The sequence below is a fragment of the Terrimonas ginsenosidimutans genome (genome assembly GCF_022012415.1).
GTDB classification, from domain to species: Bacteria; Bacteroidota; Bacteroidia; order Chitinophagales; family Chitinophagaceae; genus Terrimonas_A; species Terrimonas_A ginsenosidimutans.
Genome location: NZ_JAKLTR010000026.1, coordinates 43,098 through 66,754 on the forward strand (window position 1 = coordinate 43,098; position 23,657 = coordinate 66,754).

Below are 23,657 nucleotides of genomic sequence, written 5' to 3' on the forward strand. Positions count from 1 at the left end.
GAAAAGAAGGTTTGCCAGGTGTGGGAGATTGGAAGAACGGAGGTTTCCCGGCGCTTTTCGTCATCACCCGCATGCATTTGGTGTAATTTTTTTTCCGGAAGATCCTGACCCCGGCAATTTGCAGAAAAGTTTTTTATGAATAAGCCTTCCCTTTTTTCAGTACTGTTTTTGTTGGTGACCTTGGCCGGCTGTACACAACAGACCGCACCGAAAGAGCAAAAGGTGGGTGGCCCCTGTGAGGGTTGCGAAGCGATCTTTGAAAGCCCCCAACCATTTGATTCGTTGAAGGAAATGGTGTGGCTGAGTGACTGGGATCAGCATCATCCACGCCGGCTGGCAGTGAACGGCGTTGTGTTTGACGCTGAAGGGAAGCCTGCCGGTGGCGTGATCATTTACATTTATCACACTGATACAACTGGATCATATCCTAAAAAAGGAAATGAGCAGGGATGGGCGCGCAGGCATGGTCATCTGCGTGGCTGGATGAAAACAAATGAAAAGGGCGAATACAAGTTTTTTACACTTCGCCCCGGATCTTATCCCGGAACCAATACCCCCGCACATATTCATGCAACGATCAAAGAACCCGGGAAAACGGCGTACTGGATAGATGATTTTGTGTTTGATGATGATCCCTTTCTTACTGCTGAAGAAAGAAAAAAATGCACGGACCGGGGCGGAACTAGTATTCTTAAAACAAAGATCGGCGGCAGTATGGTGAAGCGTGAACGGAATATTTATCTCGGAAAGAATATTCCGAACTATTCCCTGGCGAAATAGTTTTTTGTTTGTGATCATGCCCTGGAGTTCCGGTTATCTGTTTCCGAACAGCAGGCTGCCTATTCTCACCATGGTCGACCCTTCCTCTATGGCAAGTTTATAATCTCCGCTCATGCCCATTGAAAGCGTGTTAAATCCGGGTTTCAGGAGAACAGCCTGATCGAACAGTTTTTTCAGCGTCGCGAACTCAGTACGCACCTGCGTAAGATCTTCCGAGAAAGAGGCCATGCCCATCAAACCAATGATATTTGCATGGGTGTACTCATTGTTTGAAAGGATGGTTTCAATTTCATTTGCGTCAAAACCAAACTTCGTTTCTTCCTGCGCTATATGCACCTGCAAAAGACAATCGATCACCCGGTTATTCTTCTGTCCCTGTTTATTGATCTCCTTTAATGTGCTCACGCTGGTAACACCATGGATCAGGTGAACGAACGGCGCGATGTATTTTACCTTATTACTTTGCAGATGCCCGATAAAATGCCAGCGGATATCTGTTGGCAGTAATGATTGCTTCTCTACCAGTTCCTGCACATAATTCTCCCCAAAATCATGCTGCCCGAGATCATACAATTGCTGTATGTCACCGGCTGGTTTTATTTTGGATACGGCAACGAGCGTTACGTTCGATGCACCGAGCTCCTGCCGGATGCTGGCGTAGTTCTGTTTATTGACGGACATGTCCCATACGTTTTGTGGCGTAGTGTTCCCGCAGATTTAGGCAGATCGAAACGGATACACAGATAAAATCTGCGGGAACACTACGCAAGTCTATTCTTATTTCAGGATACTTCTGCTGATCACGATCCGCTGCACCTCACTGGTTCCCTCGTAGATCTGTGTGATCTTCGCATCACGCATCAGGCGCTCGACATGATATTCTTTTACATAACCATAACCACCGTGCACCTGCACTGCTTCTGTGGCCGTCCACATCGCAGTTTCCGAGGCAAATACTTTGGCCATGGACGAGCTGAGTGTATAATCGATCTTGTTATCTTTTTCCCATGCCGCTTTCAGACATAAAAGGCGGGCTGCTTCAATACGGGTAGCCATATCCGCCAGTTTGAATGCGATCGCCTGGTGATTCCTGATCTCCGTTCCGAAAGCTTTTCTTGTTTTTGAATACTCCTTTGCCAGTTCATACGCTCCACTCGCAATACCGAGCGCCTGTGAAGCGATGCCGATACGGCCTCCCGCCAGCGTTTTCATCGCAAAAGTGAAACCGAACCCATCTTCCCCTATCCTGTTCTCTTTTGGCACTTTTACATCGGTGAACATCACGGTATGCGTATCGCTTCCGCGGATCCCCAGCTTATTCTCTTTAGCAGCCACCGTTACACCCGGCCAGTTTTTTTCAACAATGAATACATTGATGCCTTTGGACTTTTTCGCCGCATCCGTTTGGGCGATCACCAGGTAAACAGAAGCGGAACTACCATTCGTGATCCAGTTCTTGGTGCCATTCAGCAGGTAATGATCACCCTTATCTTCCGCAGTGGTGCGTTGAGAAGTGGCATCACTACCGGCTTCGGGTTCGCTAAGCATAAAGGCGCCGATATACAGTTCGCCGTCCTTACGTCCCTGCGCCAACGGAGTCAGGTACTTTTGTTTTTGTTCCTCGCTGGCATACTGCTGCAGGCCATAACAAACAAGGCTGTTATTAACGCTCATGCATACGCTTACGCTGGCATCGATCTTGGAGATCTCCTCCATGGCGAGGACATAGCTGACTGTGTCCAGCCCACTACCTCCATAGGCAGTATCCACCATCATTCCCATAAAACCGAGTTCCGCCAGTTTCATGATCTGCTCTTTGGGAAATTTCTGATGCTCGTCTCTTTCAATTACGCCGGGAAGGCATTCATTGCGGGCAAAATCACGCGCCGCCTGTTGGATCATTAATTGTTCTTCTGATAATTCAAAAATCATATAGCTAAGAGTTTAAACGGGTATGAAGAGTTTACAGAGCCCGGAAAAGAAGTAGTGTTTAATCTTTAGCATACCAACATTAAACAACAGAACCTCTTTTCCCTGCTTTTTCTCTTTGTTCCTCGTAGCCACGAAGATAGACGGGTTTTTTTCAAAAAAATATCCATTCTGCCGAACAATCAATTCATGCAGTTGTTCTTTGGAGAAATCACCGTTCGTGACGGTATTTTGACATAAATTTGCGGCTCAGCCGAACCTTAGCCAGGGCCGCCAAAGCCATGGTGCAGGGGGACTCCCGCTACCGGCGCATACGAAGCCAGATTGCCGGGGTCTTAGAAAGGTCAAAAAGAAACGAACTAAATCAAACCGGATGAAGAAGATCCATATCATTTTACTTGTGGGAATTGCAGCCACCATTGCAGTGTTGATCAGCTTTTTACAAAATACAAGCACTTATGATACGGTAGACACAGCGATGTCTAAACCGGGTAAGTTCGTCCACCTGATGGCCCGTTGGGATAAAGACTCGCCTCTTGAATACGATGCCCTCAATAACCCTAATTACTTAAGCTTTACTGCGGTTGATACATTAGGAAAATCTGTAAAGGTGATCTATCATCAGCCAAAACCTGAAAACTTTGAGATCAGCGAAAGACTGGTCTTAAAAGGGAAATACCAGGACGGCATTTTTGATTGCCAGAGTATACAGACCAAATGTCCTTCCAAATACAAAGATGATATGGAAGCGGCTAAGAAAAATGTCCAGATGTCACAGGCTATCGAACCAAAGCCTTAAGGTTACAAACACTATCGCGTTCACATAAACCGAATATTCCCGATGGATTACATTGGAGAGCATCTCTTACCCGGGCAGCTGGGCCATTTCTTTATCACGCTTTCATTGGTTGCTTCTATTGTGGCCAGCTTTGCTTACTTCAAGGCTACGCGCCATGTTGATACGGTCGCCGGCGATTATTACTGGAAAAAACTGGCACGCATCGCCTTCCTGATCGAAGTGGTTTCGGTGTTCTCTATTTTCATCATCCTGTTTTATATAATCTATAATCACCTTTTCGAATATAAATATGCCTGGCAGCATAGCAGCCGCTCACTGGAATTCAAATACCTGCTGAGCTGTTTCTGGGAAGGCCAGGAAGGCAGTACCCTCCTCTGGAGCATCTGGCATTGTGTACTCGGCCTCGTGTTGATCAAAACAGGCAAAACATGGGAAGCTCCTGTAATGTCTGTAGTGAGCTTTGTACAATTCTGCCTGGCAACAATGCTTACCGGACTCTATATTTTTGAATGGAAGATGGGTTCAAATCCATTTACGCTCCTTCGTGATTCCGGAGTACTGGATAATGCAGTCGGAATGCACATGAACGCTGATATCACGCAACCACTGCGGCCGGATTACCTGAATTTCATTAAAGATGGTAATGACCTGAACCCCTTGCTGCAGAACTACTGGATGGTGATCCACCCACCCGTTCTGTTCCTCGGATTCGCCTCTACCCTTATCCCATTTGCATTTGCCATCGCCGCCTTGTGGACCAGGAGATATACTGACTGGATCAAACAGGTTCTGCCATGGTCATTGTTCTCCCTTGCCGTACTTGGTGTGGGGATCATGATGGGAGCAGCATGGGCATATGAATCACTCACATTTGGAGGATACTGGGCCTGGGATCCTGTAGAAAACGCCTCCCTGGTGCCATGGCTGATCCTCGTGGCAGGCGTTCACACATTACTGATCTATAAGCATAGCGGACACTCGCTCAAGTCGACGTTCCTCTTTATGATCCTTACATTTGTGTTCATCCTCTACTCTACTTTCCTGACCAAAAGTGGTGTACTGGGCGAATCTTCTGTACACGCATTTACCGATTCAGGAATGAATGTTCAACTGGTATCATTCCTGGCTATATTCTTTATACCATCCATTATCCTTCTGATCAATCGTTCGAAAGAAATTCCCGCGATCAGAAAAGAAGAAGCGACTTCATCCCGCGAGTTCTGGATGTTCATCGGTTCACTTGTTTTCTTTTTGACAGCTATCGTGATCAGCGCAAAAACATCTTTGCCTGTATTCAATAAGATCTTTGGTACAAAGATCGCCGCTCCCGAAGATGAAGAATTTGCCTATAACCAGATCCAGATCCACGTGGCGATCATTATCGGCATCCTGACCGCTATTGTTCAATACCTCCGCTATAAAAGCACTACCGGCACAGCATTCTGGAAAAAGATCTGGATCCCAACGATCATTTCTATTCTGGCGGCAACTGCCATCCTGTATTTTGGCGATATCAATTACCAGACGCATGGCGCAGGTTATCTGGGTGCGATCTGGCTGGCCATCATTGCAGCCGTATATGCGATCATCGCAAATGCTGCCTATATCTGGGTTGGCGTGAACGGTAAACTGAAATTATCCGGCGGTTCTATCTCCCACCTGGGCTTCGGATTGGTATTGCTGGGAATACTGCTCTCCTCTTCGAAGAAGGAGATCCTGTCAAGAAACTCCAGCGGTATTGCGATCGACTTCGGTAAAGAAAGCAAGGAAAAAGCCGGAGAGAACCTTACACTGGTGAAAGGCTTTCCTATGAAGATGGGTAAGTTTGATGTGACCTATGAAAAGGATTCCGCACATCCGAAAAAGCAGCAGTGGTATTACTTCATTCATTTCAAGAGCCGCACCGATAAAGAAGAATTTACACTCAAGCCAAACGCCTTCGTGAATTATAAAGGGAATGAAGGCCTGATGGCGAACCCGGATTCAAGACATTACCTCGATCACGACGTATTTACCTATATTTCCGCACTTCCCAATCCTGAAAAAAATAAGGATACGGCCACCTTCAAACCTAACCCGGTCAGGACAGGCGACAGTATCTTCTATTCCAAAGGCTACCTGATCGTGGAGAAAGTAGCTACGAGGGACAGCCTGCCATTTGATGGTTTCCGTCCCGGAGATAAAGCAACAGTAGCAACGATCGGCGTCCATTCACTGACGCGCGGAAATTATACGGCAGAAGCATTGCTTATTGACCAGGGAGGAAAACAGTTTGCCGTTCCGGACACGATCATGCCTGAGAGCCTGATCCTCCAGTTGAACAGCGTAACCGGCGATTCGCTGAATATCGGTGTAAAAGAATCCAACACCATCCTGGAATATGTGACCCTGAAAGCTTATAAGTTCCCGTATATTAATGTGTTATGGATCGGCATCATTATCACTGCCATCGGGATCCTGATGAGCATGGTCCGCCGTATACAGCTGAACCGCCAGCTTAAAAAAGCATAACAGCTCCTTTTTAAGAGGCAACGGAAAGCTGTTTTCGGCAGTCTTGGCAGGCATAACATTGTTTTGTACTTTTATAAGAGCCATGTTACGTCAGACCTCATACCGTTTACTGTTATTCTTCCTTACCGTACCGATCTTCTTTGCAACAGAGTCGCGTGCGCAGGATACGGTGCCTGCCGGTACTGACACCATTCCTCCCATGCCTTCTTATGCCGAGCGCTCCAAAAAATGGGGCCCGAATGATACCATTTTTGTTGATGCGATCTGGTACAACCGGGAAATGCTCACCTACCAGGAAGAAGAAATGGTTTGGATCTCCAATCTCTCGCCTGAAAAACTGGAGAAATACAAACAGAAGTGGACACGCCTTCGCAATGCGGTTTATGTAACTTATCCTTACGCACGCGTAGCCGGCGCTACGATCAATGATATCAATGCAAGATCTGCGTCGATGTCGAAGAAGGAAAAGAAACAGTATATCAAGTCGCGCGAAAAGGAGATGCGCAAACAATTCACCGACCCGCTTTCCAATCTCTCCGTTTACCAGGGCAAGGTCCTGATGAAACTCATCAACCGCCAGACCGGCAATAACTGTTATGAGATCATCAAAGAATACAAAGGCGGCGTAAATGCCCGCCTCTACCAGACAGTCGCTTTCTTCGTTGGTGGCAACCTCAAGCAAAAATGGGATCTTACTGATAAAACTGATCGCCAGATCGAGAGTTTTGTACAGGAGATTGATGCGTCCTGGTATGGAAATCCTTACAGGAAGTAAGAAGTCAAAATCAAACAGTAAAAAAAGATGTTGAGATTGGATAGTTCACTTCCAATTCTCAACGCCTTTTACTTTTTTACTTTTTAATTTTGACTTTTTACTTATTTATCTTGCATTCATGAAAACAGACATTCTCGCAATTGGTGTGCATCCCGACGATATAGAGCTCGGTTGTTCCGGCACGCTGATCAATGAAATCAAGAGTGGAAAAACGGCAGCGATCGTTGATCTGACACAAGGTGAACTGGGTACGAGAGGAACGGTGGAAACACGTTACACGGAAGCGGCCGATGCTGCGCGGATCATGGGGGTGGCAGAAAGGGTGAACCTGAAAATGAGAGACGGCTTTTTTAAAAATGATGAAGCACACCAGCTGGAGCTGATCCGTGAGATCCGTCATTATCGCCCGGAGATCGTATTGGGGAATGTATTGAATGACCGTCACCCTGATCATGGCCGCGCGGGCCACCTCATCAATGATGCCTGCTTTCTTTCCGGGTTGGCAAAGATCGAGACCACCGGAAGAGACGGCAGGCCGCAGGAGAAATGGAGACCCCGTTATTTTCTGCAGTATATGCAGGACTGGTATCATGAACCGGATCTGCTGATGGATATCAGCGAGGTCTTTGAGCAGAAAATGCAGGCAATACAGGCTTATGCCACACAATTCCATACCAATACCACAGGCGGCGATGGACCGCAGACCTATATCTCCACCCCCGATTTCCTGGATAGCGTGATCGCCAGGGCAAGAATGCTTGGCAAAAGGATTGGTGTAAAGTATGCCGAAGGGTTCACTACAGACAAAAAGATCGGGATCAAAAGCCTGGATGCGCTCATTCAGAATGAAACCTGATGATTTTTGTGTGGCGTGGGAGTACCGCAAAGAGCGCAAAGTAAACACAGAGTAAGCAACGTTCTTAGCGCCCTCTGCGTTCACTTTGCGCTCTTTGTGACACTTCTACGCCAGTTATTCCGCCTGATTTTTGTAACTATACCACCTGTAGGAAATCATTGGCAAAATCCTAACGTTTCACCACCTTCGAACCCGTCCCAACACATTTATACACAATGCGAACGCTCGTTATAAGGTTTTACATGTTTGTGAATGTTTTGTGATGAAGTTGCTCTACCTTTGCATTCTAAATCCATAAAATTCAATCATGTCTAGTCCAAAGTTCCCAAAGATCCCAGTGTCCTTCCACGGAGAGTTAAAGAAGAGGATCGCGGAGTACTTCAAAACAAAAGGAAAAGCTCAGACGGGTAACTTCCGTTTATACCTGAAAGCTGGTATCCTTGTGACGTTATTGCTTGCAACATACGTGCACCTGGTGTTCTTTACACCGGCAGCAGTATGGGCAATAGCAGAATCTATTCTCATGGGCGGTCTGATCGCTTCGATCGGTTTCAACGTGATGCATGACGGTGCGCACGGCAGCTTCAGCAAATACAAATGGGTAAATAATATGGCATCGAATATTGCTAATTTTCTCGGTGCCAGCCAGCACATGTGGAAAACAAAGCATAATGTGATCCATCATACGTACACAAACATCCATGGTGTTGATGACGATATTGAAGCCCGTCCATTTCTCCGTCTTTGTGCAGAACAGGAGCATCTGAAGATCCATAAATATCAGCATGTGTATTTCCCTGCGGCATATTCACTGCTTTACATCTGGTGGATCTTTGTAACAGATTATAAAAAATACTTCACCCTGCGGATCGGTGATACGCCATTGAGGAAAATGACGTTGAAAGAGCATTTGCTTTTCTGGTTCTACAAGCTGGCCCATATCACCATTTTCGTGGCTATTCCGATCTATATGGTTGGATTCGTTCCCTGGGTGATCGGTTTCTTCACCATGGCGCTTGTCGCGGGTTTTGTATTGAGTATCGTGTTCCAGCTGGCACACACGGTAGAACATACACACTTCCCCCTTCCTGATGACGCTACCGGTAAAATGGAAGATGAGTGGGCTATCCACCAGTTAAAAACAACTGCAAACTTCGCTACACGTAACAAGGTAGTGAGCTGGCTGGTTGGCGGACTGAACTTCCAGGTAGAACACCACCTGTTCCCGAAGATCTCTCACGTTCATTATCCTGCGATCAGCAAGATCATTAAAAAGGCTTGCCAGGAATACGGCGTTCAGTATATCGAATACAGACGTGTCCGCACGGCTGTTGCTTCGCACGTTTCGTTCCTGCGTCAGATGGGACAGACGGGGGATCATTCGCATCCGTTCGCACACTGATTTTTCTGAATAATTTATAATGCGAAAAGCAGGCGTTAATGCCTGCTTTTCGCATTATAAATTGTTCAGAAACTCGCCCGTTAAGGTGGTAAGGTTCTTTACGCAGGAATAAAGCGAAGTTCTTGATAGCCGGAAGTCCGGCGGGTTTTAGGTTTTGGTGAAGGTTTTTTTTCGACGGGAGTGTCGAAAGACTCTGTGTACTTTTTTGCCGGCGGGCAAGGGCGCTTTTTTCGACGGGAGGTCGAAAGACCCTGTTTACGTTTTTGCCGGACGGGCAAGGGCGCTTTTTTTTCGAGGGTTGCCTTGAAGTGACTTTCTACTTTTTTTGCCGGCTGGCAAGGCGTTTTTTTTCGACGGGAGGTCGAAAGACCCTGTTTACTTTTTTTGCCTTGATGCAAAAAAAGTAACAAAAAAAAATCAAGGCTGGGAAAAAATGGCTAAAAATGGGAGGATGTCACCTGCACCAAAAAAAACTCGCCGGAAGAGTGTTTGGGGTTGATTGGCGTGCCGGCTCAGACAGTTTTTTGGCGCCTTCGCACACCTTCGGTGTGGCTCAGACGGTGCCAGCCTCCCATTTTCTTAACGCCATTTTTTCCAAGGCCGGGGGCGTTGAGAGAGGAGGATTCGGTTGCGAGGAAGATTCGTTATAGTTCCGATCCTGTATTATAATTTGATGCTGACATTCTTTTTATAGATGCGTTATGGAATAAGAGAACAGAAAAGCTACTAGAACCGTAAGGTTACAATCCAGTCAAGGCCTTCTGCCTGCTTTGAGAGCGGCGGCCTAGCGCAAATGGCGTTAAAAAAATTATGGGCGTAACCGACGAGCCGAAGGCGAGGGCGCTAAAATATTGTCTGAGCCAACACGCCACTCAACCCAAAACCCTCCTCCGGCGAGTTTATTTTAGTGCCAGGTGCAGCCCATAATTTTTAGCCATTTGCGCGTAGCCTTGATCTTTTTTTGTTACTTTTTTTGCATCAAGGCAAAAAAAGTAAACGGAGTCTTCGAGGCAAACCCTCGAAAAAAACGCCTTGCCCGTCCGGCAAAAATGTAAACAGAGTTTCCGAAATAAGGAAGATTCGTTGTCTCTCAGTTGCAGTATTACAAATTGACGTGGTTCTATTCCTGATAACAGAAAACAAAACTTGCAAGAACCGTAAGGTTACAATCCTGTAAAGGCCTTCTACCTGCTTTGAGAGCGGGGGCCTAGCGCAAATGGCGTTAAAAAAATTATGGGCGTAACCGACGAGCCGAAGGCGAGGGCGCTAAAATATTGTCTGAGCCAACACGCCAATCAATCCAAAACCCTCCTCCGGCGAGTTTATTTTAGTGCCAGGTGCAACCCATAATTTTTAGCCCCCGCATCGAGTGCGGGGCTGGCTATTTGCGCGTAGCCTTGATCTTTTTTTGTTACTTTTTTTGCATCAAGGCAAAAAAAGTAAACGGAGTCTTCGAGGCAACCCCCTCGAAAAAAAGCCCCTTGCCCGCCCGGCAAAATACGGTCAAAGACCCCGAGGTTCTCACCTCGAAAAATCCTTCAATTTTAACTAAAGCGGAGACCGTTTTTAAAAAACGATCCCCGCTTTTTTTCCTAATTTTGCACATTAATTTTTTCAGCATGTCAAAAGTAAACGTTGGTCTTGTTCAGATGAGCTGTTCTGGTGATAAAACAGCAAACCTGCAGAAAGCAATCGATAAAACACGCGAAGCAGCGGCGAAGGGTGCTCAGATCGTTTGTTTGCAGGAATTGTTTACATCACTCTACTTCTGTGATGTCGAAGATTATGAAAATTTCAAGCTCGCTGAAGCGATCCCTGGCCCCTCTACGGCGTCTTTGAGCGAAGTGGCAAAAGAGCTCGGCGTAGTGATCATTGCGTCTTTATTTGAAAAAAGAGCTGAAGGGCTATATCACAATACCACGGCGGTGATCGATGCAGATGGCTCCTATCTTGGCAAATACCGCAAGATGCACATCCCTGATGATCCCGCTTACTACGAAAAATTCTATTTCACTCCCGGTGACCTGGGCTATAAAGTTTTTAAAACAAAATTTGCGACCATCGGGATCCTCATCTGCTGGGATCAATGGTATCCTGAAGCTGCGCGCATCACTTCGCTCATGGGCGCACAGGTGCTGTTCTACCCTACCGCTATCGGTTGGGCCACCAGCCAGGACGATAAAACAAACACCGAACAATACAACGCATGGCAGACGATACAGCGCAGCCACTCTGTCGCTAATGGACTCCATGTCGTAAGCGTGAACCGCGTTGGCCTTGAACAGGACGGCGCCATGAAGTTCTGGGGCGGTTCATTCGTCTCCAATCCATTTGGCACAGTCGTTTACCAGGCTTCACACGACAAGGAAGAGATCCATGTCGAAGAACTTGACCTCAGCATCTCTGACAAATACCGCACACACTGGCCGTTCCTCCGCGACAGAAGGATCGATTCCTATGGGCAGATTACAAAGCGGTATATAGATGAGGATTAAGAGTGCAAGAGTTTAAAAGTTTAATAGTTTAATAGTTTAAAAGTTTAATAGTTTAGAAGTTTAATAGTTTAAAGGTTTAATAGTTAAGGTTGGTAGTTGAGATTTTAGAATTAACCGGTCAATTTGAAACTTTTAAACATTTAAACTATTAAACTTTTAAACTTCTAGCTTCTAACCCGACCTTTCAACCATTTCCTTACTTCAAAACCCTGTACTTGTGAGTTCACTTTCACGCAACCCCAATGATCTTTCCACTCCGCGGGAGCTGGGCTATTACTTTCCTGCGGAGTTTGAAAAGCACGTGGCAACCTGGTTAAGCTGGCCTCATAAGGAAGCTAGCTGGCCTGGCAAACTGGATACTGTGTATCCGGGTTATACTGCGTTTATCAAGGAGCTGACACGCGGAGAGCTGGTGCGGATCAATGTGGCGGATGAAAAGATGAAGCAGTTCGCCATCGGTCATCTTGAAAAAGGCGGTGTGGATCTCTCTAAAGTGGAATTCTTTTTTCATCCTACCAATGATGCCTGGTGCCGCGATCATGGCCCCGCATTCCTGGTGAATGAAATGGCTGGTAAAGGAAAAGCGATCGTCGACTGGGGCTACAACGCCTGGGGTGGAAAATATCCTCCGTACGATCTCGATGATGTAATTCCCACACTCATTGGCAAACACTATGACCTTCCTGTTTTCAACCCGGGTATCGTCATGGAAGGCGGCTCCGTTGAATTTAACGGTAAAGGCGCCCTGCTGACATCTACAGCCTGTCTCCTGAACCCCAACCGCAACCCTCACCTCAACCAATGCCAGATCGAAGAGTACCTGCGCAACTTCTATGGCGTAGAACAAATTCTTTGGGTAGATGAAGGCATTGTCGGCGATGATACGGATGGACATATCGATGATACTATCCGTTTTGTGAACGAAGACACCGTCCTCACCGTGATCGAGGAAAACAAGAATGACGAGAACTACGACCTCCTCCAGCACAACCTCAAACAACTGAAAGAGATGCGGCTGCTGAATACCAAACAACTGAACATCGTGGAGCTGCCTATGCCAGACGCCGTGATCTTCGACGACCAGCGCCTCCCCGCATCTTACGCCAACTTCTATATCGCCAACAGATCCGTCATCGTTCCAACCTACCGTTGCGACAAAGACGATAAAGCCCTGCAGATCATCCAAACCTGCTTCCCCGACCGCGAAGTGGTCGGCATCGATTCCACAGACATCATCTGGGGACTCGGCAGCTTCCACTGCCTCAGCCAGCAGGAACCGGGGTAAGAAATTTCGGTGGTTTGGAGGGTTTGGGAGGTTTCATAGGTTCCAAACCCTCCAAACCTCCCAAACCCTCCACCCTAAGCCCCTGACTATCCGGCCCTTACCTCCGCTGTTTTTCCTCCTTTTTCTCTTTCAACTCTTAGTCTTAACTTGCACCGTTTTTTCAATACAAGGAAGAGAAATGGTAGATCTAGCTAATTACGACCCCAATTGCGTCAGCAATCCTAATAACAACATATTCGGACTCCCCACTTCGGAAGATGATGCACGACTGGTGATCCTCCCCATTCCCTGGGAAGTGACCGTGAGCTATGGAGCTGGAACCGCCCGCGCCCCCGAAGCCATCTTTAAAGCGGCCCTGCAGGTCGACCTGTTCGACTCTGAAGTTCCTGAAGGCTGGAAACACGGATACTATATGCGTCCGATCGACCGGAAGCTGCTGATGAAAAGCGACTATCTCCGCAAAGAAGCTGAGCTCTATATCGATTATATCTCCCGTGGTGAAGACGTATCAGCCAACCAGTTCATGAGCAAGACCTTCCGGGAAGTGAATGAAGGCGGCGAATTCCTTACCCAGTGGGTATATGAACAAACAAAAGTGCTGCTGAACAATGGTAAACTGGTCGGTGTACTCGGCGGTGATCACAGCGTGCCCTTAGGTTACTTTAAAGCAATTGCAGATAAATATGCCGACTTCGGCATTTTGCAGATCGATGCACACTGTGACCTTCGCGTAGCATACGAAGGGTTCAACTACTCGCACGCCAGCATCATGTATAATGCCCTCACTCAGATCCCACAGTTAAGCAAACTCGTTCAGGTAGGTGTTCGTGATTATGGCGGTGACGAATGGGAGTATCTTAAAAATAACAGTGACAGGATCAATACATACTTCGACCGCGATATTAAATACCGCCAGTATGAAGGCGAAACCTGGAAACAGATCGTGGATGAGATCGTGAGCAAACTTCCACAGAATGTCTATATCAGCTTTGATATCGACGGACTCGACCGCAAACTTTGTCCGCATACAGGCACACCCGTTCCCGGTGGCTTTGAAACGGAAGAAGTATTCTATCTCTTCCGTAAAGTAATGGAAAGCGGCAGGAAAGTGATCGGCTTCGATCTTTGCGAAGTAGGCGTGAGTGATACAGACTGGAATGCAAATGTTGGCGCACGGGTACTGTTCAAACTCTGCAATACGTTGATCGCAAGCAATAGCGACAAAAGTTTAACTGTTTAAATGTTTAAGGTTTAAAAGTTGCCACTCGTTCAGACCAACTACTTCATTTTTATTCTGGTAAACTATCAATCCGAAAAACTTTTAAACTATTAAACCTTTAAACTTTTAAACCCATTTCCTCCATGGCGAAGTTTGAGATCATATTACGGAACGATAAGGTAAAACAGTATAACAGCATGGCGCTGTTCATTGTCATATTGAATATCGGGCTTTTTATTCTGACGGCTTTCTATAGTACAGATCAGTTCATCCGGAATGTTGCGTTGGCCGTGGCTGTGTTATCAGCTGTTTCACTTGCGGCGGGCTGGTGGCTGGCCAGAAAAGGCAAGGCCGTTAATGCCTCGCTGAAATACCTGCCGCTGATCATTATCACGATCGGGTGGGCAATGATCGGCAATTGGTGGGCGGCTGTACTTTGTGCAGTGCTGACATTTCTGTTCGCCACGTCCCAACGGCAGCTGCAATTGGGCGTTGATAAAGGGGAAGTCATCTATCCATCTTTTCCGCAACGGACGATCCGGTGGAATGAATTGAACAATATCGTATTAAAAGATGGTCTGCTGACCATCGATTTCAAGAACAATAAAATACTGCAGTCTGAGATCATTGAATCATCCGCAGGATTGAATGAACAGGAATTTAACGACTTTTGCAGGGAGCAGTTGAAGTAAATCAAAAAGCGGTTCAGATTATGGCGCATATCTCACATTCACCTTATCTGCTGTATTCAGATGGTAAGGGAAACATTTTTGAAGATCAGACCTTGTTTGTGACCGGCCGTAGCGGTTGGGATGCATTCGAGATCCCTGAAGACGAATGGATCGAACTGCCCGAAGGCGGTTCCCTGTACGAACTTCCCGGCCGTCGTGGTATTGGCATCGATGTTGAAACCGGAGAAATGCGCCTTTGCGAAAAAGGCTGGGCGGTGGCTGCATTCATTCCTCCCGCACATACCGGCTTCTATCTCGCTGCCTATGAAACGGCACCTGATGCACCTACCCTGCCGTTGTTCTGCTATACCGCAGCCGGATGGTACGACGAAAAGTTCTATGTCCCCGCTACCAGAATAGAACCTGATATCCGCCAGGATTGCGAAGGATATGACCAGAAAAAAGTTGAATTTGGTGTAGAGAAATTATTGCAGGCCTATCCGCATAACAGGCTGGTGAATCACCTGGCCAATAATTGCGCCCTGACCTATCAGTGCCCTGCTGCACGGAACTATTTCCTTGGCCGGTGGGAATGCCCCATCCCATCCTCTCCTGCATGTAATGCCAACTGCGTTGGATGTATCTCTTTGCAGCCTGATGAAGAAACGATCGTGTCTACACAGGACAGGCTTCGTTTCAAACCAACGCCAGAAGAGATCGTTGAATTCACGGTCCCTCACCTCGAAGAAGCGCCATTCCCGATCGTTAGCTTCGGTCAGGGTTGTGAAGGTGAACCGCTGCTTATGTGGGAAACCATCCGCGAAGCGATCATCGAGATCCGCAAACACACGCCCAAAGGAAGTATCAATATAAACACGAACGGATCCAAACCGGATGCTGTAAGGAAATTATGTGAAGCAGGTTTGGATTCTATCCGCGTCAGCACCAACTCCGCACGACGTGAAGTGTACATGCCATACTATCGCCCAAACAACTACGACTTTGATGATATCATCGAAAGCCTGAAAGTGGTGAACAGTTTTGGCGGCTGGACATCCATCAATTATTTCGTATTCCCTGGTATGACAGACAGCATTGCAGAGTATGAAGCACTGCGCAAGCTGATCAAAGAGACCGGCCTGAAGATGATCCAGTGGAGGAATTTCAATATCGATCCCGATTGGTATCTGGGAAAGATCGGCGTGGGTGATACGGGTGAATGCATGGGCGTAAAGCAACTGCAGGAATTATTAAAGGAAGAATTCCCTGATCTCCGGTACGGCTATTTCAACCCTCCGATGGAACGCATCAAAGGACGGTTCGATCTGGATTTTGCACATCATTGATCCCTTCTTAGTGAAAGAAAAAAGCATCCCGCAGGGAATAATCCTTGCTGTATTAGCGGCACTGATCTGGTCTGGCAACTTTATAGTTGCCAGAGCTGTTCATGCAGATATCAGCCCGGGACATCTCTCCTTTTTCCGCTGGTCTACCGCCACAGTGATGCTTGCTCCTTTTGCGATAAAGATCTGCCTGACGGAACGTGCGGCATTGAAAAAGCACTTTGCATACCTGTTCTGGTTATCCCTGACGGGGATCTGCCTGTTCAATACATTTGTGTATATCGCCGGTCATCACACCTCCGCGATCAACCTCGCGCTGATCGGCACCACCTCATCTCCCATCTTTGCCAATATCATGGCGGCCATTTTTCTCAAGGAAAAGATCGGCGTGAAAAGACTTTGCGGAATGCTCGTGTGTATCGCGGGGATACTGTTGCTGATCTCCCGAGGACACTGGGAAAACCTGATGAACTTCCACTTCTCGAAAGGTGACGCATGGATTTTACTGGCAGCATTGTCATTTGCGATCTATAACATACTCGTCAGAAAACGTCCTGTTGCCATTTCTCCGATGAGTTTATTGTTCAGTTCCTTTTTATTGGGAACGATCCTTCTGATCCCCTTTGTCGTATTCGAATCTTCCACACAGTCGCCTATCGACTGGGATACCCAGCTGATCGGCGTGATCCTCTACCTTGGCCTGGGCGCTTCCGTGATCTGCTTTTTTATCTGGAACAAAGCGATCCAGATCCTGGGTGCGGGACGAACTGCCTTATTCGGAAATCTCATTCCCATATTCTCCAGCCTCGAAGCGGTTTTTATTTTGCAGGAAGAGTTTACGTTGATCCACATAGTGAGTATGGTGGTGGTGCTGATTGGTTTGGTGATCGCGAATTTGAAGTGAGGCGGAGTATCGCAAAGTGCGCTAAGATAAACGCAAAGGACGCAAAGAAGATCCGGAAATCCTGAGTATGGTGGTGGTGCTGATTAATTTGAAATGAGATAGAGTATTGCGGAGAGCGCCAAGATAAACGCAAAGGACGCAAAGAAGATCCGGAAATCCTGAGTATGGTGGTGGTGCTGATTAATTTGAAATGAGATAGAGTATCGCGGAGCGCGCCAAGATAAACGCAAAGGACGCAAAGAAAATCCGGAAATCCTTTGCGTCCTTTGCGTTTATCTTAGCGCTCTTTGCGATGCTCCTACGCCGCTCAATCCTTATCAAGCTTCACTTGGCAGCGATACTCCTACGCCGCTCAATCCTTATCAAGCTTCTCCTGGCAGCGATACTCCTACGCCGCTCAATCCTTATCAAGCTTCACTTGGCAGCGATACTCCTACGCCGCTCAATCCTTATCAAGCTTCTCCTGGCAGCGATACTCCTACGCCGCTCAATCCTTATCAAGCTTCTCCTGGCAGTTATCCAGCACCATTCCTTCCATTTGTTTATTGGCGGTGCCCTTGGTCACTTCCAGCATCTCCAGCCGTGCACGGGTAATGCTCTGTTTGATATTGCAGGCAATATAGTAAGAGCCGCCAGCCTCCGCTTCTATCTCCACTTCCGTTTCCTTCTTGAACAACTGCACTCCGCCGATTTTGGCAGTAATGCTATGCTTACCTGGTGCTACCGCAAGCTTCATGAACCGGTTATTACTGAGCTTACACTTCTTTTCTCCGTCAAGAAAAACAGACCAGTTGGCCGTAGCGCCATTGAACTGACCCGTACGGTAAACATAGATGAATGTTGAGTCTGCCGCACCGGCAACAGTCTTTAAGGTCCGGACGGGGGTTGGTTTGGTCGACATTAATCCCGTTGCTGCTACCGACAGGACAATGAACATTTTAGCGAAATTCTTCATGTTATGGTTTTTGTGCGCCGAAACTAAACGGAAATCTGTTACCTGAACATGAAGTCTTGTATAAAACGTGTTTTTTCCGGGATCATATGGCGGGATTTAACAATTTTTAGGCTGGAACCAATACAAGTTGCACAGAACTTGCTCGTTAATACACAGGTGTGAACAACAACGCCTTCTATCCGGGAACTCCAACCTGTAAATTTGTATGACTAACGCGTTAAATATGTCGGCATCATCGTTCGAGGCTAAGAAAAATTCACAGGCCACCATGATCACACTCGGCTTTGCAGGCTTCCTGCTGATGCTGATGTTTGTATGGAGCTGGACCATTCCTGCGATCGTTCCGCCACACCCTGACCAGGGAATGATGGTGGAAATGGACCTGCCCGACGAAGAGATACCCATGAAGCAGGTTGGCGGCGGTGGCGGTGGCGGCAATCCCGTTGAAGCAGCCGGGCCCGCTGGCGCAGCACCTCAGACTCCCCCACAACCCGGTACGGAAGAAGATGCAAGAGATATCGAAGATGATCCGGCTGAAAAGGAAACAGCCCCTGTCATTAAACCCGATAACCCCAAGCCCAAAGCGCCAAAGGTCAACGAGAATAAATCCCCCGTAAAGGTTGCACCAACCCCCAAACCCGATCCTCCGCAACCCAAGCCTGTTCCCAAGGCAGTATTGGGCAAGACGACGACCGGAACCGGCAGCGGCGGTGGTACTGAAACAACCTATGACCGCGCAGGTGGAAGCGGCACCGGTTCAGGCGTTGGCAGAGGCAGCGGCAGTGGCGGAGGATCCGGCACCGGTAGCGGTGGCGGCAATGGCTCCGGCTCGGGAAGAGGTAATGGCCCGATGCGCATAAGCGGAAACCGTACGGTGATCAATCCAAAGTCGATGGACGCAGGTGAGAACCTGAAAGGAAAAGTACTGGCGCAGATCCGGGTGTCTCCTGATGGCGTGGGTACTTATTTGAACTGGGTGCAGGGGTCGACGTTGACGAATGGCGAAGCGATCTCAATTATTAAAGAATGGCTGAGGAGAAATAAGTTTAATAAGAGCGAGGAAGAGTCTGTGGTGGTGTATCAGTTTAATTTTTTGTTGGGGGGATGATGGTTCGCGGAAAGCCGTTTGTAGGCCGAAAGAAAAATTATCAGGCTAAGATACATTTACGCTACCGCTTGTAAAAAGCGCTCTTAGGTTCGAAAGTATTCTCCACTTCAATATATACTTCTGAATTTTGCATGAAATAATCCTCATCTGGAAACAGAACCTCCCACGCCCAAAGAAAAAAATCTCTGGGATTTGTTGGATGATCAAAAGCTATTAGACAGCTGTTATACAATCGGCCGAAATCTATCAGCAGATCCTCCCAGTGGACATAATAAATCATTCTACAGATGGGCATGATTGAATGCTGCAAAAGTCTCATCTGACCTGTACAGAAAAAATAATTATCAGAAGTTGTCTTTAGCTTCCGATGTGATTAATTAGGGCATGTTAATTTTTGTATTGTAACGCGTGAAGTCAGGCTGGCGTAAGGCCCCCTAACTCTCCCTCGAAGAGCAACCTTCAATTTGTCCGCCCACGATTGAAATCGTGGGCTGTAGCACAACCCGAAATGGATGGTCAATTAAACCTGGCAGCTATCGGGTTGATTAATATTCCCATTGCAGCATTTGCGATAGCCCACGGTTTCAACCGTGGGGAAATGAATGACCGGACATATCCATAGGTCTCTCAATTCCTCTATCAGTCCGCCCACGATTGAAATCGTGAGCTACAGTATGAGACAGTAAATTCTTCAACTCCTCCGAAAGTTTGGGTAGCGATTAGCCCGAAGGGGGAGATTTAACATCCTGTGTTTGAGAAAGTATCTTTTGAGGTTGAACTTGAAACGCGTTGTAATTTGAAATTTCATATGGAGGCGGCCATAAGTCTTCCCCTTCGGGCTAGCGTGTATCCATAAGTATTTGAATGGCGTAAAGGAACGCGGCGGAGCGATACGCGGCGGAGCGAAAACAGCCATAGCAGACTTTGTATTCGCCGCGTACGTCGCGTATCGCCGCGTACGTCGCGTTCCTCTACGCCATCAAGCTATCAAGAAATTATTCGGTCATATAAAAGGAAAAATGTGGGTACACGGCAACCCCTCGGGGGAGATTTAGAGGGGCCCCTATACTACTGTATGCTTGAAGGTTTCCGGAGAATAAAATAAGAATAGGATCGGATGATTTCCTCAAGAAGATCTTACCAGGGTTTGAAATTATCCTATCTCTTCTCCGATATCGAAGACCTACATTGAGATTATAGCGGACATATGGCGACCGTGGATAAAGGGTGAATAGATGTCACTTTAACATCAGGCTAACTTCAGGACAACATCAGGAGAACTTCAGGGAAATTTCAGCAAAACATCAGCCCATTTTCAGGGGACAACCTGCCAGATTTGCTGGTGCCGCGCATTAAACAACCCGGCATATAATAAATTTAAGTAAATTGAATAAACCTTATTCAATTTACAAAATTCTGATTTAATGGCAAAGTCAAAATCCATTCACCCCATCAGTGGGAAACTTCGTGAAAACGTATATGTAGACAGCAAAGATGGGTATATAGTGCGCAGTGCGCCGAAAAAAAGGGGCCGCAAAAAAAAGATGCAACCTGCGTTTGATAGTCAAGCCAACCGCGCTGAATACATCAATGGTCTTGCCGGTGAATTGAACAGTAAGATCAAGGGCTTTAGCAGCAACTTTAAACAAACAAATTTCTACAGGCTACTGCTGAAGCGGTTTCGCAGAGAGCCTTTGAACAACAGGTATATTTTGCTGAAGCAACTGGAGCGAATGGAAGTGAATGAACGGTATCCACTTCATAAACTGGGTGGCGCGAGACTTAAGGTAACACCGAAAGCCAGCAAAATAGAAATAACTGTGGCAGTGGATTATCATCCGCCTTCATCGGTGGCAAAACGTACAGTTAATTGTTATGAATACCAGGTATTGTTGCTTTGCTGGGTCAAAGGTAGTGACGAGCCATTGCCTGAGGTTAAATATGGAGAATGGAGATTTTTAAAGGATAAGTTACCGGTGTTTGACTTTTTGTTCAAGCGACCGGCTGGGACGGTGGAATGGCTGGTGTGTTTAAGACAGCGGTTAGGTTTTAATGAGGAAGCGATCCCAAATTTCAGAGGGGAAGGAATGCAGATCGTGCTGGCGGGAAGTTTTGAAGACAAGGATCTAAAGTTGTGGGAGAAGAGGCAGAAAGAGAAAATGGAAGCGGAGACTATGGTTGAGGGGAAGAGAAAGGAGAATGTGGTGAGGGTAAAGGCGAGAGAGTGAGGATCAGCCCGAATCTGAATTTTTGAAATGGATGTTTGAAGAATAGGTTAGGTTTTCAAAAAAAATTAACCGGGTTTTCTTGTTGCAGAAGGGATAACAATGATAAATACTGGTTCAGGTATTGCAGACGTCTCTGTATAAGAATCAATCATTAATTGATAGACAATGGGCGCAATCTTTTATCCAATACGGCGAGGGGCTGGTGCCAGCATTGTCACCAGCACATTGCCTAAGTGATTGCTTAACTCAAAGAGCTTTTCATGTCTCGTAAAGATATTCAATTTTGCGAATCCTGTACCAGATTGTACCACGGTATCCACGCCACCCTCGGAAAACTCCGTTGCCATACGGATCCGGCTCAAAAGAGCGCCGGTTCAATGGAACTGCAGGCTTAGCAATACAACTGGCTATACATTTGATTCTTCTGATCACCGTACTTGACGCGATATTCAATCCCCTGCCGATCCCCTGAATGCTCACACTTTCACAAACCAGCCGCGATATCATTGTAACAAGCTTTATACTTATACCCGTACTGCTGATATTTCCTACAGGCCGCACAATAAAGCTTTTGCGCGCCGTTCTTCTGCTTCCCCGTTTTTTGACATTTTCTCTTGCAAAATTTACATTCCATAAAACCAGATAATTGATCACATTACCACTAATCTGATACATTACCCAAAATGTTCATCAAGTTCGTCATACTCCATCCATTCTCGCCATTTCCATTGTCGAAACATAGCATCGGGAGTGAATGGCTCTTCCAATTTTTCAAATAATTGAACATAAACTATCCCGTTATTTAATAAAACATTCTCAACGGCATGAGGAAAGTCCAAGATTTTTTGTCTTGACACCAAATGATAAAAATCTTTGTTGAACCACATTCTCCACCCTACGATCAACCACGAGTTCGATATTAACAAACTTCTTCCTGGATTAAAGCGAATATCATATTCTTTACCTCCAAATCCATCATCTTTTGACGGTGTTGCTTTTATTGTCTCTAATATTTCTTTCTGGATATTAATCCCTTCTAGATTACTGGAGAATTTTGTCGATTGCACCTCCTCATATTCAGTATTGAAGACAAAACCTGTGACGCATTTTTTCGTTTCAATAAGTCGCACGATTAAGTCGCTTTTACAGTGCTTTTTATCACTCCCTTGACTTACTGTTACCGCTTTAAAGGGCGTTCGCGTCCCGGTTGAAGCAACAGAGAAGTAGTTGCCTTTATTATCTTGAATAAAGCAACGATCGACCTTATTCTTCTTCGCAAAAATCTTAAGAAAGTCAATTTCACTCCAGGGGAACGTTTTTGCTCCTATAGTAATTCTCGTTGGAGTAAATTCCACCATGCTATCATAAAACTCAACAAAATCAAGTTGAGTAAATTCATTAGAATTCAGACATAATTTGGTAGTAGCCTGCATCGAAGTTGTTTTATTAGTTTGCTGTAAATATTCTGACATCTCTTTTCTCTTTCAATATACAATAAAGACAAACAGGCTGAACCTTCATCTATGAAGCACTTAATCTACTTGATAGCTCCTCTTCAAAAGACTTCTTTTTCTTCTCAAAAAGGTCGTCGACTTTAAATACAAAGTTTTTTTCTCGCAGATAATCTAAAAACCCGCTATCAATATACATGTCAGGATATTTTTCCAAATAATAAGGGAAATAAGAAGGCCATACCCATAAACCATCAGTGTAATATGCATCAGAAGCTATTATTTCCTGAGTTCTTACGTCAATAAAATACCCCATCCATCCAAATACAAGGCGGCCTTCTTTCAGATAACGTAAAATGGCTTTTAGATTAACATCTCCCCTGTATTGTAATCGATAACCCTCTGCAGTGGTAGAGCTTCTTTTATATCGTTATATTCATTAATAAACCCCAGTAGCTTCATTTAAATATTGAATTGATGTATTAGAAAATGTCTTGAATCTTCCACCGTCAGGGATTTCATAGCTTCCGCCTTCCCGTATCCTAATTTTTTTCGTTGGTGCCGTCTCTGGCGATTTCAAATATCCCGATAGTTGATATGCAGAACCATCTGCAAAGACACCCGTACGACAAGATATAAGACGTATTTTGGTTCCGTTTTCAAACGCAGATCGTAATAGTTTTCTGGATAATTGTTTGGCAGTAGTGAACGTTCTAAATAAGAAAGACGTTCGGCTCCATTAAGATCTACACTTTCTATTGGTGTGTTTGCCGAAAATTGATACGGTGTTAATTCCGGATACTTCATAGTCAACGGATCAACGGACAAAAACTTTGCTAAACGAGGATCATATATCCGTAAACCATAGTCCTGCTGATTGCCCCTCCCCCTTCACTTCATTATCATTCTCCTTTCCATTAAACCCATAACGGTATTAATCTATACT

18 protein-coding genes and 2 pseudogenes are annotated in these 23,657 nt (G+C 46.1%); 14 read left to right on the forward strand and 6 right to left on the reverse strand.

Going from position 1 to position 23,657, the window contains the following annotated elements; translation table 11 throughout:
* The first annotated feature begins 135 nt into the window (after nt 1–135).
* Nucleotides 136–780 carry a dioxygenase family protein gene (locus LZZ85_RS26230; protein ID WP_237876676.1) on the forward strand — a complete coding sequence of 215 codons (645 nt, stop codon included), beginning with the start codon at nt 136–138 and terminating at the stop codon, nt 778–780.
* Between the two features lie 33 nt (nt 781–813).
* On the opposite strand, the gene LZZ85_RS26235 is transcribed toward LZZ85_RS26230, so the two are convergent.
* Together LZZ85_RS26235 and LZZ85_RS26240 are read right to left on the reverse strand one after the other, a co-directional pair.
* The gene (locus LZZ85_RS26235) at nt 814–1,461 is read right to left on the reverse strand and encodes a YggS family pyridoxal phosphate-dependent enzyme (RefSeq protein WP_237876678.1); all 648 of its coding nucleotides are present in this window, start codon (nt 1,459–1,461) and stop codon (nt 814–816) included.
* A gap of 96 nt (nt 1,462–1,557) precedes the next feature.
* The gene (locus tag LZZ85_RS26240) at nt 1,558–2,712 is read right to left on the reverse strand and encodes an acyl-CoA dehydrogenase family protein (RefSeq protein WP_237876680.1); all 1,155 of its coding nucleotides are present in this window, start codon (nt 2,710–2,712) and stop codon (nt 1,558–1,560) included.
* Between the two features lie 370 nt (nt 2,713–3,082).
* Here LZZ85_RS26240 and LZZ85_RS26245 point away from each other — a divergent pair, with 370 nt between their 5' ends.
* From LZZ85_RS26245 to LZZ85_RS26295, 11 genes are all read left to right on the forward strand, one after another.
* Nucleotides 3,083–3,508: a cytochrome c maturation protein CcmE domain-containing protein gene (locus tag LZZ85_RS26245; protein ID WP_237876682.1), complete on the forward strand. Its 426-nt coding sequence runs from the start codon at nt 3,083–3,085 to the stop codon at nt 3,506–3,508.
* A 42-nt stretch (nt 3,509–3,550) separates the two neighbouring features.
* The gene (gene ccsA / locus LZZ85_RS26250) at nt 3,551–6,019 is read left to right on the forward strand and encodes a cytochrome c biogenesis protein CcsA (protein ID WP_237876684.1); all 2,469 of its coding nucleotides are present in this window, start codon (nt 3,551–3,553) and stop codon (nt 6,017–6,019) included.
* An 82-nt stretch (nt 6,020–6,101) separates the two neighbouring features.
* Nucleotides 6,102–6,794 carry a DUF4294 domain-containing protein gene (locus LZZ85_RS26255; RefSeq protein WP_237876687.1) on the forward strand — a complete coding sequence of 231 codons (693 nt, stop codon included), beginning with the start codon at nt 6,102–6,104 and terminating at the stop codon, nt 6,792–6,794.
* A 118-nt stretch (nt 6,795–6,912) separates the two neighbouring features.
* Nucleotides 6,913–7,650 carry a bacillithiol biosynthesis deacetylase BshB1 gene (bshB1, locus tag LZZ85_RS26260; RefSeq protein WP_237876689.1) on the forward strand — a complete coding sequence of 246 codons (738 nt, stop codon included), beginning with the start codon at nt 6,913–6,915 and terminating at the stop codon, nt 7,648–7,650.
* A gap of 307 nt (nt 7,651–7,957) precedes the next feature.
* The gene (locus LZZ85_RS26265; RefSeq protein WP_237876691.1) at nt 7,958–9,052 is read left to right on the forward strand and encodes a fatty acid desaturase family protein; all 1,095 of its coding nucleotides are present in this window, start codon (nt 7,958–7,960) and stop codon (nt 9,050–9,052) included.
* A gap of 1,619 nt (nt 9,053–10,671) precedes the next feature.
* Nucleotides 10,672–11,547: a carbon-nitrogen hydrolase gene (locus LZZ85_RS26270; protein WP_237876693.1), complete on the forward strand. Its 876-nt coding sequence runs from the start codon at nt 10,672–10,674 to the stop codon at nt 11,545–11,547.
* A 217-nt stretch (nt 11,548–11,764) separates the two neighbouring features.
* Nucleotides 11,765–12,832 (forward strand): agmatine deiminase family protein, encoded by a 1,068-nt coding sequence (locus LZZ85_RS26275; RefSeq protein WP_237876695.1) that lies wholly within the window; start codon nt 11,765–11,767, stop codon nt 12,830–12,832.
* 178 nt (nt 12,833–13,010) lie between these two features.
* Nucleotides 13,011–14,072 carry an agmatinase family protein gene (locus LZZ85_RS26280; protein WP_237876698.1) on the forward strand — a complete coding sequence of 354 codons (1,062 nt, stop codon included), beginning with the start codon at nt 13,011–13,013 and terminating at the stop codon, nt 14,070–14,072.
* A gap of 122 nt (nt 14,073–14,194) precedes the next feature.
* A complete protein-coding gene (locus LZZ85_RS26285) occupies nt 14,195–14,743 on the forward strand; it encodes a hypothetical protein (RefSeq protein WP_237876700.1) in 549 nt (182 codons plus the stop codon).
* Nucleotides 14,744–14,763: 20 nt separating this feature from the next.
* Nucleotides 14,764–16,068 carry a radical SAM family protein gene (locus tag LZZ85_RS26290; RefSeq protein WP_237876702.1) on the forward strand — a complete coding sequence of 435 codons (1,305 nt, stop codon included), beginning with the start codon at nt 14,764–14,766 and terminating at the stop codon, nt 16,066–16,068.
* A gap of 10 nt (nt 16,069–16,078) precedes the next feature.
* Nucleotides 16,079–16,969 (forward strand): DMT family transporter, encoded by an 891-nt coding sequence (locus tag LZZ85_RS26295; RefSeq protein WP_237876704.1) that lies wholly within the window; start codon nt 16,079–16,081, stop codon nt 16,967–16,969.
* A 487-nt stretch (nt 16,970–17,456) separates the two neighbouring features.
* Here the strand turns inward: LZZ85_RS26295 and LZZ85_RS26300 are convergent, their stop codons facing one another.
* Entirely contained in the window at nt 17,457–17,924 is a 468-nt protein-coding gene (locus LZZ85_RS26300) for a DUF2846 domain-containing protein (protein ID WP_237876706.1), read from the reverse strand.
* Between the two features lie 223 nt (nt 17,925–18,147).
* Here LZZ85_RS26300 and LZZ85_RS26305 point away from each other — a divergent pair, with 223 nt between their 5' ends.
* Both LZZ85_RS26305 and LZZ85_RS26310 read left to right on the forward strand, forming a co-directional pair.
* The gene (locus tag LZZ85_RS26305; protein ID WP_237876708.1) at nt 18,148–19,032 is read left to right on the forward strand and encodes a hypothetical protein; all 885 of its coding nucleotides are present in this window, start codon (nt 18,148–18,150) and stop codon (nt 19,030–19,032) included.
* Between the two features lie 1,424 nt (nt 19,033–20,456).
* On the forward strand, nt 20,457–21,260 hold the full coding sequence (locus tag LZZ85_RS26310) for a hypothetical protein (protein WP_237876710.1): 804 nt from the start codon (nt 20,457–20,459) through the stop codon (nt 21,258–21,260).
* A gap of 674 nt (nt 21,261–21,934) precedes the next feature.
* On the opposite strand, the gene LZZ85_RS26315 is transcribed toward LZZ85_RS26310, so the two are convergent.
* The 3 genes and pseudogenes from LZZ85_RS26315 to LZZ85_RS28890 form a co-directional block, all read right to left on the reverse strand.
* A complete protein-coding gene (locus LZZ85_RS26315) occupies nt 21,935–22,693 on the reverse strand; it encodes a hypothetical protein (protein ID WP_237876713.1) in 759 nt (252 codons plus the stop codon).
* A gap of 457 nt (nt 22,694–23,150) precedes the next feature.
* Nucleotides 23,151–23,402 (reverse strand): annotated as a pseudogene (locus LZZ85_RS28935) (DUF8616 domain-containing protein); the annotation flags it as partial.
* A pseudogene (locus LZZ85_RS28890) lies at nt 23,288–23,572 on the reverse strand (hypothetical protein); the annotation flags it as partial. The pseudogenes LZZ85_RS28935 and LZZ85_RS28890, both read right to left, overlap by 115 nt.
* Nucleotides 23,573–23,657: the final 85 nt, after the last annotated feature.